Source organism: Sulfitobacter sp. (assembly GCF_041552635.1).
Lineage (GTDB): Bacteria > Pseudomonadota > Alphaproteobacteria > Rhodobacterales > Rhodobacteraceae > Sulfitobacter.
In genome coordinates this window covers 1-16440 of sequence record NZ_JBFEKM010000092.1, presented here as the reverse complement: position 1 = coordinate 16440, position 16440 = coordinate 1, and the positions used below count along the sequence as shown (strand labels likewise).

Here is a 16440-nt window from a genome sequence, read left to right as displayed (position 1 = left end):
TGCTATAGGAAACCGGTGCCGAGGTCAGTCCGAACTGTGCCAGCCACGCCTTTCGAAAGGTGTCATTCGAGAACAATCCATGTAGATACGTGCCCGTAATCTTGCCATCGCGCGACGAAGCCCCGTCCGCCACGCCGTCGATCCAAGAGAATGGCCGCTGGCAATCCACACCTTCTGTCTGGCCAATGTGGATTTCATAGCCGTCGATCTGTGCACCTGATCCGTGATGGCGCGCCTCTACGCGGGTCAGGGTCTTGTCTGCGGCCATGCGCGTGGCCACATCCAGCAACCCCAGGCCGGCATCTTGGCCCGCAGCACCTTCCAGCCCATCGGGGTCAGCAATCGTCTGCCCCAGAATTTGATAGCCACCACAGATCCCCAGCACATGGCCACCGCGCCGTACATGGGCGCGCAGGTCAATATCCCACCCTTGCGCCCGCAAAAATGCCAGATCGCCGCGCGTTGATTTTGTCCCCGGCAATATCACCAGATCAGCATCTGCAGGCAAAGGTGTTCCGGGCGGGATCATGGTCAACCGCACAGAGGGTTCCGCAGCCAGCGGATCAAGATCGTCAAAATTAGCGATCCGCGACAGCATGGGACACACAATATGAAATGCACCGCCCGTGTCTGCGCGGGCCAGATCAACAGCATCTTCTGCGGGCAAAAGATGCGCGGCGTTGAACCACGGCAACACACCGAACCCTGCCCAACCCGTGCGTTGAATGATATCGTCGTACCCGTCATTGAACAGGGCAACATCACCGCGAAACTTGTTGATCAGAAAACCTTTGACCATCGCCGCGTCGTCCGGATCCAACACTGCTTGCGTGCCAACGATCTGCGCAATTACCCCGCCACGGTCAATGTCCCCTGCCAAAACCACAGGCACATTTGCCGCCCGCGCAAAGCCCATATTGGCGATGTCACCGTTGCGTAAATTCGTCTCGGCGGGGCTGCCGGCCCCTTCGACGATGATCAGATCGGCGGTGCGCGCAAGGATGCCAAAGCTTTCCAGAACAGGTTTCAACAACGCGCCACGCGCTCCGCCAAAATCACGCGCCTCAAGGTGGCTTTGGGCGCGCCCCTGAATGACAACCTGCGATCCGGTATCGGTTTCGGGCTTGAGCAATACCGGGTTCATATGCACCGAAAGGTCACGTCCGCAGGCCATCGCTTGCAAAGCTTGGGCGCGGCCAATCTCGCCACCGTCCTGTGTGACGGCGGCATTGTTCGACATATTTTGCGGCTTGAAAGGGGCGACTGCTATGCCCCGGCGCAGTGCCGCACGGCACAAACCTGCAACCAGCATGGACTTGCCCACATTGGACCCCGTCCCTTGAATCATAATGGCGCGGGGGGGCATGGGCAAACCTCGTTTAAGACTAACACGCTTGGTGTCAGTCAGCGCTGACTACGTCAAGCGCTCGGGGCGCGGCCGGGTAAAATTTCTCTCCTAGGCAGCCGCCCTCTGGCCTTGTCAAAGACCAGCCTGCAAGGCTGTCACGCCTCATGAACCAAGAGAAAAGGCCGGGTGCACCCCCAGACATCCGAAAGGTCCGCAATCAGCTTAAGCATTTTGCCCTTTTCCTGTGCTTTTGCCGCCATTTCGACAGCCAGAAAAGCAGCCCGGAGATCGACGGTGCCCAAGGTCGCCGCAGACCCGGCGCAGCTATGCGCCATCTGCGCAACATCTGGCGGGTCCATCGGGGTACTATTGCTTAGTGTCGCGATCACTTCATCAATTTCATGGCAAAAGCGCCCCAGCAGATCATTCAAGCCGTCAACGCCCAAGGTTTCTCTAAGGGTATCAAGATCCGGTGCCACGACAGCTGTCTTCGGGGGTGTCGGATCCGACCTGACAACGCCTGTGCCATCGGTATGAAGCGCAATCACATGCAAAAGGTCATCGCGTGACAAGGGCTTGGTCAAAACATAGTTCATACCATCGTGCAAAAACGCTTCTTGTTCTTCGACCATGGCGTTTGCGGTCAGGGCGACGATGGGGGTTTGGGCACTGGCCCCTTTTCCCAAACGAATAGCACGAGTGGCATTGCGCCCGTCCATCACAGGCATGCTGATATCCATGAATATCAAATCAAAGGCCTGCGCATTAGCCAAATCAACAGCTTCGCGCCCGTTATGCGCTTCGGTTACGGCATGTCCTGCCAAGGTGATCATTTCACGCGCGACGATACGATTGATCTTGTTGTCCTCGACCAACAAAATGGACCGGGACTGCCCCTGCCCAGTGGCCTTGCGTTTTGCTGCCAATGCCCCGGGCGCTGCAATGGGTTCAACTGGAAAGCGTATACTGAAAGTACTGCCGACACCCTTGGTGCTTTCCAGCGTAATCTCCCCCCCGAAGGCCTTAACGAAGCGCCGGGCGATCCCAAGCCCAAGGCCAGTGCCCCCCACATTGCGGTCATAAGAACTGTCACCCATCGTGAAGTCGTCGAAGATTTGGGATTGCAGGTCGGGATCAATGCCGATGCCGGTGTCTGCCACCTGAAATTCAATCATTGGCGTGCCATCGGCCTGCCCCGACACCGCCACATGCACGGTTATCCGGCCTTGGTGGGTAAACTTGACCGCATTTCCGATCACATTCATCAAGATATGCTGAACACGGTCGCGATCCGCGCGGATCCAATCGACCGATGGCGATGTCCACGCCCATTCTAGCGTTGTGCCAGCTGCTAATGCGGCGCTGCTTTGGTTGTCCACGATGTCTTGCAAAAGCGCGCTGATGTTCATGGCCGCGGGCCGCAAAGTCAGCTTGCCCGCATCGTATTTCGTAATGTCCAGAACATCGGAAACATGGCTCATCAACAGCTTGCCCGAGGTATCCATATTCTTGATGTAGCGGCTTTGTTGCGCGGTCAGCCTAGTATCATTCAATAACGTCAGGTTGCCCAATAACCCATTCAACGGCGTCCGGATTTCGTGGCTCATCGTGGCAAGAAAGTCAGTCTTGGCCTTTTCACCGGCCAACGCACGATCGCGGGCGGTCACCAATTCCTGTTCTGCCTGAACGCGCGCTGAAATATCGCGCAGGAAGGCGACGAAGATCTCTCCCTCATCGGTCTGGGCGCACTGGACAGCCAATTCAATCGGGAAGATTGCGCCATTCTTATGCTTTGCTTCAAGCTGGATACGGCCCTTCCCAATCACATGTTTTTCACCCTTCTCGCGCATCCGCTGCATGCCGGCTTCATGCCCTGCGCGATAGGGGTCAGGCACAATCAACGCGCCAAGATCCTGACCAATGGCGACTGCCGTCCGGTACCCGAATATCTGTTCGGCCGCGACGTTGAAATCGAGAATCCTACCCCCGGCATCCGTCACAATCACCGCATCAAGCGAGGTGCTTGTAACGATATTCATCCGCTGGCTTGCCTCAACGGCATCTCTGCGACGGCGATTGCTTTGACGGTTCAAATGGCTCAGGTACAGCGACAACAGCAGCATGGCGAACAACAGAACGGTCACGCCAAAAGCCATCTGACTAAGCGTCACAGCGACATTGTTGCGACGTTGGTCCGACAACAAGGCAAAGTAGCTCAGACCAGAGTTAGACAGCCTGCGGACAGCCGGGCCTGCATCTGATGATTTCAGCTGAAGCTCTGACAGGCGCGCGACCAGTTCTGTATCCGCGGCATCGATGATGTCGACGGTATCATCCAGAAATGCCCCGACCATTTGCAGACTATCCGAAAAATCACTTTGCGCTCGCAACGCCTCGTAAATGGATGCTTCTTGAAGCGTTTTAATGCGGCTGAAGAAAATATCATATTCCCGCCGCAGCGTATTCAGCATGTCAGGTGTGTCTTGGGGGAACATTCTCAAATGAAGTTCGAATTCAAGGAACTCGACCTCGGTTTGCGAAAGAGACCATTGAACATTGTCAGAACTGGCAGAATTCAGCAGCCTGAGATCACGCGCCACATTTCCTGCCAAATACAGGATTGCCATGATCGTAAACAGCCCCAGCAACAACAATAATAGCAGTCGAAGGCGCACAACCAAATTTACAAAGCGCGGCATGGGCATCGTTCCTGTCTTGGGCAGCACCCGATCGACAATCATGTCACACTAGAAAGTGTTAATTGATCACTTCAATACGGTCGAGCTGCCAAATACTGCGCGAATAAATCACTTCGCTGCGGTATTCAGGGTTCTCATCATAGGGATAAACCACCCAAAGCGGCCCTTTGTTGCGCACCAGCATCACATCGCCATTCATCTTGTAGGCTATAATCGGGCCGCCTTCGATGGCGTCAGATACCGGAATGTCGACGTAGTAATCGTTGATTGCACGCGCCCGCAGGACATCGCCGCTTACGCCAAGCCGTTTGACCAAAAGGTTCAAGGAAACCCCCAGGAATGTCTGGGGGCCATCGGTCCAGATGGTTGATGTCTCAACCGTCCGATCGCCAATCGCTTCAAGCATACCCAAATCAAACTGGGCTTTCCCATCCACGTTTGTCGCCCCGATAGCGCCCCAAACCGTCAGGATCACGTCCCCTTCTGGCACGCTCAGATCTTCAGCATAAACAGGTAACGCTGTAACCATTAAAACTTGAAGAGCCCTGAGCAAAAACTTCACCATTCGAAGGTTCCCTGTCCTGACTTAAATCTAAATACCGTTGGATAAATATCATTGCCAACGGGCAGAGGGATAGACGTCTATCCTTTCGGATAGGTTTATGCGGGTTAAGTTATCTAACGTAACGGCAACCAGCAAGTCGCACAAAACTATCCCCCGCACAGTAACCGTTGCAGTGCCACAGACTGAAATCCAGCGCCAAAGCCGAAAGGCAATACCCACGGCGCGCATATTTCGGAGTTCTGACGGGCAACGCGCGCAACTGGCCCTGCGGTAAAACTTCATATCAAAGTGCTTTGCCCTGCGGGGCGCGAGACGGAACAAAAGCAATCCTTTGGACTGCTTGCCGATGCTATCAAACGGAAGGAGCGCCTAAAGTACCGAGACCTTCATGACTTTCACCTTATCCTAAAATAGTTGTGTCATTTTTTGCGACGCCCTGTTTTTCAAATGGCTCGATTTTCCGAGATACTGTCAAGGCATTCGCATCACGTGAACTCACAGCAGCTGCAGAGCATCAGTAGCCTGGGAAAAGACGCAGCCTTTTCAACCGACATATCAAAAGCTTCGGCAGGTCCACAAATGCCATAAATCTCCTCCATTTATTCGCAAATATAGGCTTAAAAAGCTCTGACCCTTGGAAATCAAGACGGATTATTAAGCAATTTTTCAGATCGTAAACCAGTGCCGATCGCTAACATCACCACCAAAAAGCCTTGTTCCAGATAAAATAAGAACATCTTGGCCTGAGAGAAATTCGACACCACAAAAAAGAAAAAGTGTGACGCATGGCTAATAATACCCTTACCGGAACTGGTGCTGCGAATGGCGCGACGTTAACAAACGCCACGGATGGATCAGGCACGCCGTTAAAGGACCCCACGCGCGTCACCGTCAACAAAACATCCAATGTCACGGTTTCGCAATCCAACAATAACGGCTTTTATGATGTCAATTTTCTGGCTGGAAACGACACTCTGATCGCGACGAACATGCCTTGGGTAAATGCCTCGGGCGACGACGTTGGGTTTGACGAAATCTATATGGGCGACGGCAACGATTTTGTCGAAATGAACCGCAGCGCATTCCGTACCACACTGGATATGGGCAGCGGCGCTGACACGCTGTTTATGAATGATTCCGGCGGCTCGGACGCCAACATGGGCAGCGGCGATGACCTAGCCCGCGTCGATCTGTCGGGCCAAGTGTCAGAGGAAGAGGCCGCACAGAAAGCCGGTCAGGACCCGCTCGCCCTTGAAGGTGGTACGGGCATTGATACCCTTAACCTGATGGGAGACTGGACGCTGACCCTATCCAGCGGAAACGCGACGCTGGACACCGACGGGAATGGATCTGGCGATCTGGTAACAAATTCATTCAGTTCGGACCAGTTCAACCAGGTTATCGGAATGCCCTCATTGCTTAGCGGCACAGTCCAGTGGGGCGGTGTGCGGACCCTGTCTGGCGGGGACACAGTGGTGAACCAAACGCGGTTTTCAAACTTTGAAGATCTGAATGCGGTGTGTTTCGCAGCGGGCACAATGATCGACGTGCCCGGCGGCCAAACGCCGGTAGATCAGTTAAAGATCGGCGATCTTGTCCTGACCCATGATGGGCCAAAGCGCGTGTCATGGGCAGGCAAGAAATCGTTGGATGTCATCGATCTTATGGCCAACCCAAAACTGTTGCCGATCAGGATTGCCGCCGGGTCCTTTGCCGAAGGCTTGCCCCGAAAAGACGTTTTGTTTTCGCCCCAACACCGCCTTTTGCTTAGGTCGCCGATTGCGGAACGCATGTTCGGGAGCAAAGAAGTCCTTGCCGCCGCGAAACATCTGATTGGCTTCAACGGCATAGATGTCGATGGCGATGTACGACAGATTACCTATTGCCACATAATGGTGGATAGACACACTGTTCTGCGAACCGAAGGCATCGAAGCGGAAACGCTGTTCCCCGGACCCGTCGCATTGAACTATCTGTCAAATGATGACCGGGCAGAGATTGAGGAAATCTTCCCCGATTGCTTTGGATCACCAAAAGATCAGAGACAAACAGAGAGCGCCTTTCTTATGCTTAAAGGGCGCGATTGCCGATCCTTGGTTGCCAGACACCGCAAGAACAACAAACCTATATATCAGTCGGATAGACAGGCGGACGATGGAATGATGGTGGGACTATCGAACGCCTACAACCGCAGCCCAACATTTGGGGGGGCCACAGTATGAGACCTGATATTTCGCAAGACGACCTTTCAAAACTGAAAATTTCTATCGGCTCCGATGCTGCGGATGTGCCGCGGGTTTTGCCTCTGGTGCGCCAGATGCATAAAGAAAGCATCTTTTCGGACATGCCATTTGATGCAGAACAGTACGAAAAAATTTGCTCGTTTATCATCGACATTCCAAGCCGCCATGGTGGTGTTTTCGTAGAATATGAAAACGAACCCGTCGCTTTTGCCTACTTTGTCCATCGGCCGTTTATGGGCAGCAGGATGAACTATATCACCTATATGCACACCATTTATCTGCGCGGTGATATCCGCTCCACACCTCTTGGCGGCTATATTTGGGAACGGATCATCATGGCCGTGCGCGGATGGTCAGCCCCCCGCAGCTCAAAGGGTTTGATGTTCAACGTCGTGTCAGGCATCGCAATCGAGGAATCCGATGCAGTGCTGCGGGCCAACGGCGGTACTTTTCTGGGCGGCAATTACTTTATTCGGATTTAGAACGGGTTCAGGTGGATCCGTCTCTGCCCACAGGTTTTGTTTGCAAGAATTAAGCGTTGATATCAACGCGAACCCTACGCCACTTTGCCCTGTTTAGTCGCCCAGCTTAGCACGAAATGAACCAAGTTAGCCTTGCATTTTCTACGGTTAGTCTGGTTAACCTAGATTGCAAGAATATGGAGGGCACCGGCTTGGCCACAATGGATATGCCCGTGATCGTAGGGTTGGGCTGTCGCCTGCCTGGTGCGCGCACAACCGGCGGCATGTGGCGCATCCTGGAAAACGGGCAATGCGTCGTCGGGACTGTTGATCCGACGCTGTTTGACCCCGCCCAATATTACGATCCCCGACAAACGCAGCGCGGCAAAACATATTCAATCGCAGCGGGGCAGATCGATGATCTGTTCCAATTTGATGCTTCGTTTTTTGGCATCAGCCCGCGAGAGGCCGAAGAAATGGACCCCCAGCAGCGGCTCATGCTTCAAACCACATGGGAAGCTGTCGAAGACGCTGGGCTGGATATGACCCAGTTGGCCGGTGATCGCACCGGCGTTTTTGTCGGTGCTTCAGTCGTCGACAACCTGTCACCTTTCTTCTTTGATTCCGCACGCGGCGGATCGAAATTCATGCTGGGCAACACCCTCAACAGCATCGCGAACCGCGTCTCGGCGAACTTTGATTTCGGCGGCCCAAGTTATGTTCTGGATGCGGCCTGTTCCTCGGGGCTTTATGCGCTGCATAACGCCACCCAAGCACTGCTGCGCGACGAGTTGGACACCGCCATCGTGGGCGCGGTTCACGTAGTACGGGCCCCCGGCGGCTATGTCGGCTTTTCACAAGCGCAGATGTTATCGCCCACCGGATTGTGCCGCGCCTTCGATGAAAGCGCCGATGGCTATGTCCGGTCAGAGGCCTGCGTGGTCTTTGTGTTGCAACGCCCCCAAGCCGCCCGCCGGATGTCCGCAAAACCACGGCTTCGGATTTTGGCCAGCGGTGTGAACACCGATGGCGGTGCATCCCCGCTCAGCGTGCCCTCGACCCGCCGTCAGGAAAAACTGATTGATACGGTTCTTTTACGCAGTGATCGCGACCCCGAAGATTTTGCCTTTTTTGAAGCCCACGGCACCGGCACGCCGATCGGGGACCCGGTCGAGGCGGCATCGATCGGCGGTGCCGTGGCCCAACAACGGCGCGAACCTCTGCTTATCGGGTCGGCCAAGACAAATTTTGGCCACCCTGAACCGGCCGCGGGTCTGGTCGGGCTGGCCAAAACGATGTTGGCATTCGAACACCGTAAATTGCCAGCGTCGCTGCATTTCAAATCGGGCAATCCCACAATCGACTTTGAGGGGCTAAACCTTAGGGTCAATACGCAGCTGAACCCGCTTGCGCGCACCGGCCCTCTGGTCGCGGGGATCAACTCATTCGGCTTTGGCGGGACAAATGTCTGCGTCATTGTCGAGAGCATCGATGATCCCGTCTCCGCCGTCGTGGCAAACCCTGCCCCAACAACCCAACCTTGGCTGATGTTGTCCGCCGCATCTGATGTGTCAATGCGCAGACTTGCCAATCAATGGGCGGGGCGGCTGACCGGTTGTGCTGCCCCAGAAATGCAGCAGCTTGCCGCAGCAGCCACCGCACGCGCCGAATTGCCCGTCCGAATTGCCCTTCCGCTTGATCAAAGCACTCAGACGGTGCTTGAAAAGTTTGCGAGCGGGGCCGAAACGGTCATGCGTCCCCTGCAAGGGACCGCGCGCCAGAAATCACCACGTACCGTTTTTGCTTTTGCCGGAAACGGCGCGCCATTTATCGATCAGGCCCGCGCGCATTACCGCGACGATCAGGCGTTTCGCGCATCTTTTGACCAGACGGCCAAAGCCTTTACCGCGGAAGGTATTGAGGACATTGCCAGCCTTCTGCACAGCAACGATCTTATGGACCGGCTGCGCGATCCTCTTGTTGTGCAACCGCTGCTTTTCGCCAGCCAGCTTGCCCACGCCCAAAGCCTGATTACCGCTGGCGTTACACCTGATGCAGTGATCGGCCATTCAGTCGGCGAAATCGCGGCGCTTCACATCGCCCAGTGCTTTGATCTGGCTGCTGCGGTCAAAATCATCGCCAGCCGGTCCCGCGCCTTGTCGGCACTTAAGGGCACAGGCACAATGGCGGCGCTGGCAGCCTCAGAATCCGAAGTTGAGAAAGCGATCATCGGCGTGGGCGCGCCCGATCTGGCAATTGCAGCGATCAACAGTCCAAGGTCGGTCACCGTGTCCGGTTCTGCGGGGTCGATCGCGCGCCTTGGGCGGGCCACCATCGCTGGCAAAAAGATCGCGATGATCGAATTGGATGTCGATGTTCCGTTCCATTCGCCGCAGATGGACCCGCTGAAAGAACGGTTCATGGCGGACCTTGCGGATATCCAGTTTTTCCCGCCCCGACTGCCCGTGGCAGCGTCGGCAGCGGGACGCATGTTGCGCCCTTCCGAATGCAACGCCGACTACCTTTGGCGCAATGTGCGCGATGCTGTTCGCTTTTTCGGTGCGTTCTCGGCCTTGGCCGCGGGCGGCCCGTGCCAAGTGGTCGAGGTGGCATCCAAAGCAACCTTTGCAGGCAATATTCGCGACATGGCACGATTTGCGGGATTGCCGCTGGAACATTTCGCACCGGACGGGGCAATTGGAGAACAAGGTCCGGCCTACACCGCAGCGCGCGCATGGGTCCAAGGGGTGGCGGTTGATCGCAGCATTCTGGCCGGTGCCCGCAGTGCGCCCATGCCCGACCTGCCCCGTTACCCTTGGGACGAAACATATTACCGCGCGGGTCTATCCGCTGACGGTCTGGATGCCTGGGGGGAAACCGCGACCCGCCGCCTTGTCGGCAAGAGGGCCGAACGCGCGGCCCCTGTGTGGCTAGCACAATTTTCACCAGCGTGGCCCAGTTGGGTCGCGGACCATAAAGTAGCCGGGCTGACCGTCCTTCCGGCCGCAGCGCTGATTGAAATGGCGCTGGATGTGGGGGCCGAGATGTGGCCAGACAGCCGTGTGGAGCTACGCGATTTCGACATCTTGGACGCCGCCCTTGTGCCCTCTGAAGGCATACGCATACGGACGGTTTTTGATGCTGATACCGGGGCTTTGACCATGGCCAAGCGGCCAGTGCTGACCGATGTCGACTGGACCGTTTTTGCGCGCGCCACCCTGCGTCAGTGCCATAGCAGCGATAATCGCAAGGCCAACATCCCGCCCAAGATTGAAGGCGACGTTGGCGCGGTCTACGATTTGCTGACAGATCGGGCGCTGGCTTACGGCCCAAGCTTTCGCAGGCTTGAGGCGCAGCGCCGCACGGCAAAGCACACTGTTTGGGGCAGGTTGGCCCCCCCGACGTTGGATACGAATTTCCAGCTGGACCCAACCGCGCTTGATGCAGCATTCCACTGCCTTGGTGTTTTGATGCATGAACACCTGACCTTGCTAGACACAAGCCTGCGCAATCAGGTGGCCGGCGGCGGCAGCCTGATCCCTGTCCGCGTCGGGCACATGGTTATATCGCGCGCGGGCATCCAGCCTGTATTTGCAAAGTTAACACTGACCCAAGCGCGCAAGCGCAGCGTTCTGGTCGATCTTGCGCTTTTTGATGCCGACGGCCATTCGGTTTGCACCTTGGAAGGTGTTGAATTTGCGCTTGTGCCGCAAGGTGCGCAGCATCGCATCAAACACGCGCGCACTGCGCGTCGCGCCGTGCGGCTGCGGCTGCCAACAACGCCCGTTACCTTGCCACGCGGATGGCGCAAACCCGCTGCGGTGCTGACGCGGCTCGGGCTAGCCGATACCGCAATCCAGACAGTAGAGGCCAAAGCCATCGGAGCCTTGCGCCGCGCGATGGTCACCTCTGATACGGCGACGCAAGACGCGTTGGCCGATGTATTGCGCATTGCGCCCCAGCTTGCCGACGATTGCCGCATTTTGCTGGCTTGGCAAAACGGGACGGCATCAGATAGCATCGCGATCCACAGCCCGACGCAGCAACGGCTGTGGGGCTTGGCGGACCGCGTGATCAACGCGCTCAAGCGCGGTTGGCGCAATCATGAGCGGCTTAATATCCTGATCGACGGATTGCCAGATACCGATGTTCTGCGTCGTCTTGCGGCGGATGCAGGGGTTGATCGTGTGGCAATGGCCGCGCAAAATGATCAGCACGCCCAGGTCTTGCAGCAGATGCTGCCTCCTGATCTTTGGCCGCTGATCTTGATCAAAGTTGAACCAGCGCAGTTCGATATTGCTGTGACGGTCGGCGCTGGCCAAAAGGATACGCCGCCCAAAAAATTCCTTGCGCATGGTGGATTACACATCACGCTGGATGCCCCCGATTTGCCGTTGCCAGACGGGTCGGATCACGAGGCGCGCAAAACTGTTTACTGCAACGAAGGCCCTTTGCCTTTGCGACTGCGGATCAGCAGCGCGCATGACGCGACCCCGCCAGAACCTAAGCCCGTGATAAAGCCAAAGCTGTATCCAATTGGCCCCAGCCCCACCGAGTGGCCGGCCCTGACCGCTGATCTTTCAGGTTACCTTATCCCGTCAGAAGCCGAGGCAACCCACCGGGTTCTGGTCCATTTGCACCGGGCTGGCCAATCTGTCCCGCAGGCTTTGGTGGACATACTGATGTCCCTAAGATCCGAAGTCGAAGGTGCAACCACCCCCCTGCTCATTCTGTGCTTTGGCGCGGGCGACACTGCGATATTGGCCGCTGGCCTCTCGGCTGCTGTTGCGACGTTGGCGAATGAATATCCCGACCGGCGGATCGCGCTGGTTTCCATTGAGGATTTTTCCGCGTCGGCAGCTCCGGACTGGTGGTCTTCGATTATTGCCCTGACCGATCGGGAAAGCCATATCCACGTCAATTCATCGAGCGTATGGGGGGACCGCATTGTGCGCCTGCCCATGCTTGCACCAACAGGCGCAGCCGTGCATCTGGACCTAGCGGCACCGGGCCAGTTGGACAGCCTGACATGGCACACTGCACCCCGAAAACGGCCCGGCCCACGAGAGGCAGAAGTCACTGTCGCCGCCACCGGCCTTAACTTTCGCGATGTGATGTGGGCGCGGGGCTTGTTGCCGGAACGCATGTTGCAAAACGGGGCTTCGGCTGCCGGATTGGGAATGGAGTTCGCGGGCGTGATCCGGCGCGTTGGGTCTGACTGCCGCCTCAAGACAGGAAGCCGCGTTCTAGGCTTTGCCGCTTCGGCTTTTGCCAGTTCGGTCACCCTGCCCCAAGATGCGTTGTTTGCAGTCCCCAATGGGCTGTCCTTGCCGCAAGCAGCTGCCGTGCCGGTTGTTTTTACCACAGCTTGGGATGCGCTGATGCGGCTGGCACGGTTGCAGCCCGCAGAAACCGTTTTGATCCACGGTGCAGCGGGCGGCGTCGGGCTGGCGGCGCTTCAGATCGCACAACTGCACGGGGCCCGTGTATTTGCCACCGCTGGCACAAAAGAAAAACGCCTGATGCTGCGCGCTTTGGGGGCCGAAGCGGTCTTTGACAGCCGGAATCTGGGGTTTGCCGATGCCCTGCGCAGGGCGACGGACGGGCGCGGGGTTGATGTTGTGCTGAACAGCCTTTCAGGCGAAGCAATGCAACAGTCGGTCGAATGTCTGGCCCCGTTCGGGCGCTTTGTTGAGCTGGGCAAACGTGATTTTGCCGAAGGGCGGCATATGGGTTTGCGGCCCTTTGCGGCGAACCTATCTTATCATGCCTATGATCTTGACCAACGGTTGGCAGCCGATCCACACGGGGTTGCGGCGACCTTGCGGCTTGTTCTTTCTGCATTCGAAGCAGGCGATCTGACGCCCCTGCCTGTCACCTGCTGTCCAGACCAGATGGCCGAAGAAGCTTTTCGGCACATGCTGGCCTCGCGGCATATGGGCAAGTTGGTCATCGCACCGCCCACGCCCCGTGCCAAACGCAGCGCGAGACCGGTGCGCGATGACTGGGTCATTCTTGGCGGTACCGGTGGTGTCGGCCTTGCCGTGGCGCAAGAATTGCTGCGCAAGGGGGCGGCGCGGGTGCGTCTGGTATCGCGATCGCCTGAACTGCCGCAGGGCCTGCAACTGCCCCCAGCAAACCGCGCGCGCATCATTCTGTGTGCTGCCGATGCATCAGACCCGCAGGCCTTGCAGGCAGTATTCGATGAAATGAGGACTCAGGGGCAGCGGCTTGGCGGTGTGATCCACGCCGCGATGATCCTACGCGACCGGGCCGTCAAAGATCTTGACCGCGCCGAAGCAGATCAGGTTATCACTGCCAAGCTGGGCGTAGCGATAACCTTGGATAGATGCCTGCGCAGCATGCCTGAGCAGCCAGACCATGTGGTTTTTTTCTCGTCTATCGCGGCGCAACTGGGCAATCACGGACAGATTTCCTATGCTGCCAGCAATGCCGCAATGGACGTTATCGCACGAAACCGCAGGCAAGACGGCCTGCCTGCGCTGGCCATTGGATGGGGACCGATCAGCGACCGGGGCTATCTGACCCGCAACAGCGCAGTTGCCACGCAACTGTCAAAGCAAGAAGGCTTGCGGCTTTTGACAATCCGCGACGTCATTGCAGAAATGTTCCGCGCCATCGTAGAGCCGCAAGCCGGCGATTATTGCTATGCTGCGATTGACTGGCAGAAAATGGGACAGTTCCTGCCCGCCCTGTCCAGCCGAACATTTGAGCAGATCGTGCCAGCCCATACTGCACGCCCTCGTAACGAGGGAGCCCTGATCGCGGTCTTGCAAACGCTGGAGTGGTCCGCCGCCTTGCGCCGTCTGGAAAAAGAGCTGGGCAAGATCGTGACGGCGATCACCCGCATCCCGCCCGATCAGTTCGATCCAGAGCGGCCCTTTGGGCATTATGGTCTGGATTCCCTGATGGCGATGGAATTGCGGTTGAACATTGAACAGGATCTAGGGATCACCTTTCCCATCGCATCGTTCTCTCATGCCATGACTGCCCGGCAACTTTGTGTAAAACTGTTGGCACAAGTTCTGGACGCACAAGCATCACAAGACGCCACTGATCCGCCCCTTCACTAACCAAAGCGAAAACAAATTATGCCTGCCTTACTTGATCACGCCGACCCCCGCCTTGGCCTGCGCGCCGCGCGTGCTGCCCCCAATGATCCTATGACACGGGCTGCAATCCGGCTGCTGGGCGATACGTTAGCGGAATCTGGCGATGGGGTGTTATCTGGGCCAGCTGTGGGGCTGCCGGTTCAAATCATCGCGCTGCGGCAGGGGGACCTGACGGGCTATTACCTGAATCCCACCATCGTTTCGCTTGGCCCGCTCGCGCTGTCGCATGCTGAAACCTCGCAACACACCGGACCCATCCGGCGCAATACGCCTCGCGCCAAAAAGCTGACGTTTCGGGGCACCGACCTTTCTGGCGTCGCACAGCAGGCTGATCTTAGCGGGGAACTGGCGCTTCGTGCGCAGCAAGCTTTTGATTTGTTGGACAGCCCTGCGCCACTTGGGTGGCTATCCGCTTTTCACAGGGCTTTGTTGAATGAACGCGACGCCCCGCGCCGTCAGTTGTTCGAGGCCGTAAACGTGGGGCTATATTCAACCCCGCCCTACGACGGATCACGCCCTGAGACTGCTTCAGGTCTCAGGTTTAGCGCGCCGAACATTGTGGCGGTTCATCCAGATGCGCCGGGGGCTGCACTGACACATATTGACGGGCTTGACCCGCTGCGCCCCACAGGACGCAAAAACCGTGCATTACTCAGCTTGATGGCGGCACTATCAACGGGAAAACCAGCGCTGTTTTCGGACCCAAGCCAATTGGATCTAATCGTCGGAACCCTGTTGATCATACCGGGAATGAAGGCATTTTTGACAACCCAGCCCGATGCTTGGCCGATGAATGCCATCAGCCAACTGGGCCTTGCCCCCTCCTTGCGGAGCACGCCCTTGGATGTGCAGACATTCGACGATCCGCTAGAATCCCTCAAAGGGCTGGACAGCGTATTGGTCGACCTGACAGTCCCTAGCGCAACGTCTGCCCCCGATGTGCCAGCGCTTCGCAATATCGCACGCGCATTGGCGGGCACATCGGGAGCATTGCTGTGTGTCACACAGGTCTTGGACCCAGAGTTAGAGGACCGGCTGAAGACATGTTTTACCTCGGTCTATCTGATTGAGGTGGACGATAATTCAAAAATCTACTGCGCAATGAAGACGCCCATAGATATTGGTAGCGCGCGTGCACGGCTATTGAGCCGCACCACAAAAACCGGTGCGGTTGATCTGGGAGCGCTGCTAAGCATCCCTTGGCTGTCACTGCGCAAGGACGGTCAAAGGGAGGTGCTGTAATGCCCCTTCCCCCGTGCGGCGCAGATACTGCGCGACCAAAAATCCTGCTGTTACATCTGAATGCGACGGGCCAGTTCGAATTTCTAGGCAAGTGGTTGGCCAAGAATGGCTGGGATGTGCGAACGGCCTATCGGGGCGATGACACTGTCACCGAAGCAGACAACATCCGTAGTTACGGCTTTCGGACCCGTGCCACAGATCACCGCGAAAATGATTTCCGTTATCCTCTGGATTATGCGGCTCAAAATGCGCTTGGGGCGACCCGGTTGTTTTTCAACATGCGTGATGGCGAAGACTATGTACCTGATGTCGTGATTGCCCATGTCGGCTGGGGCATCGGTCTTTGCGTAAAGCAGGTTTGGCCCACAACCAAATATATAGCCTATCACGAGTGGTATTATACAGAACAAGACTGGTCCAAAGGCGGCAAAGCGGAGCGTCCGGTGAATGTGTCAACAACGCTTAGTAACAGGATGCGGAATCTGCCGATTGTAGCAGAGTTCGACTGCGCTGATGCCAGTTGGTGCCCTACGGAATTTCAGAAAAGCCGTTTCCCCCCTGCCCTGCAACCTTTCATCGAGGTGCTTCCAGATGGGGTAGATTGTCAGCTTCACCGGGGTAGCTTGGTGTTTGGGGTTGATTTTGAGTGGTTGGGATTGCCGGTTGGTGGGAAGGTTTTAACCTATGCGACGCGGGGGATGGAGCCGCTGCGGGGGTTTCCTCAGTTCCTGAGAGCGGTTGAAGAGCTT

Annotated in this window: 8 protein-coding genes; 5 read left to right on the top strand and 3 right to left on the bottom strand. The window is 56.9% G+C overall.

All coding sequences use genetic code 11. The annotated features are described in order from the left end of the window. The 3 genes from ABYT07_RS12150 to ABYT07_RS12140 all read right to left on the bottom strand — a co-directional run. Positions 1–1366: cobyric acid synthase (locus tag ABYT07_RS12150; protein WP_372991959.1), on the bottom strand; the 1366-nt coding region annotated here is incomplete at its 3' end. 137 nt (positions 1367–1503) lie between these two features. Then, the gene (locus ABYT07_RS12145) at positions 1504–4047 is read right to left on the bottom strand and encodes an ATP-binding protein (RefSeq protein WP_372991958.1); all 2544 of its coding nucleotides are present in this window, start codon (positions 4045–4047) and stop codon (positions 1504–1506) included. A gap of 58 nt (positions 4048–4105) precedes the next feature. Next, positions 4106–4537 (bottom strand): oxidoreductase, encoded by a 432-nt coding sequence (locus tag ABYT07_RS12140; protein WP_372991957.1) that lies wholly within the window; start codon positions 4535–4537, stop codon positions 4106–4108. Positions 4538–5397: 860 nt separating this feature from the next. Between ABYT07_RS12140 and ABYT07_RS12135 the strand changes: the two genes are divergently transcribed. From ABYT07_RS12135 to ABYT07_RS12115, 5 genes are all read left to right on the top strand, one after another. After that, positions 5398–6834: a Hint domain-containing protein gene (locus ABYT07_RS12135; RefSeq protein WP_372991956.1), complete on the top strand. Its 1437-nt coding sequence runs from the start codon at positions 5398–5400 to the stop codon at positions 6832–6834. Continuing rightward, positions 6831–7337, top strand: coding sequence for a hypothetical protein (locus tag ABYT07_RS12130; RefSeq protein WP_372991955.1), 507 nt, complete (start codon positions 6831–6833; stop codon positions 7335–7337). Before ABYT07_RS12135 ends, ABYT07_RS12130 begins: the two co-directional genes overlap by 4 nt. 200 nt (positions 7338–7537) lie before the next feature. Next, a complete protein-coding gene (locus tag ABYT07_RS12125) occupies positions 7538–14410 on the top strand; it encodes an SDR family NAD(P)-dependent oxidoreductase (RefSeq protein ID WP_372991960.1) in 6873 nt (2290 codons plus the stop codon). Between the two features lie 18 nt (positions 14411–14428). After that, complete coding sequence (locus ABYT07_RS12120; protein WP_372991954.1) at positions 14429–15691, top strand: peptide deformylase; 1263 nt, start codon at positions 14429–14431, stop codon at positions 15689–15691. Continuing rightward, positions 15691–16440: hypothetical protein (locus tag ABYT07_RS12115; protein ID WP_372991953.1), on the top strand; the 750-nt coding region annotated here is incomplete at its 3' end. The genes ABYT07_RS12120 and ABYT07_RS12115, both read left to right, overlap by 1 nt.

Coding starts and splice junctions, on each gene's coding strand:
- ABYT07_RS12120 (WP_372991954.1), top strand. CDS start 14,429: ATGCCTGCCTTACTTGATCACGCCGACCCCCGCCTTGGCCTGCGCGCC.
- ABYT07_RS12145 (WP_372991958.1), bottom strand. CDS start 4,047: ATGCCGCGCTTTGTAAATTTGGTTGTGCGCCTTCGACTGCTATTATTG.
- ABYT07_RS12135 (WP_372991956.1), top strand. CDS start 5,398: ATGGCTAATAATACCCTTACCGGAACTGGTGCTGCGAATGGCGCGACG.
- ABYT07_RS12130 (WP_372991955.1), top strand. CDS start 6,831: ATGAGACCTGATATTTCGCAAGACGACCTTTCAAAACTGAAAATTTCT.
- ABYT07_RS12125 (WP_372991960.1), top strand. CDS start 7,538: ATGGATATGCCCGTGATCGTAGGGTTGGGCTGTCGCCTGCCTGGTGCG.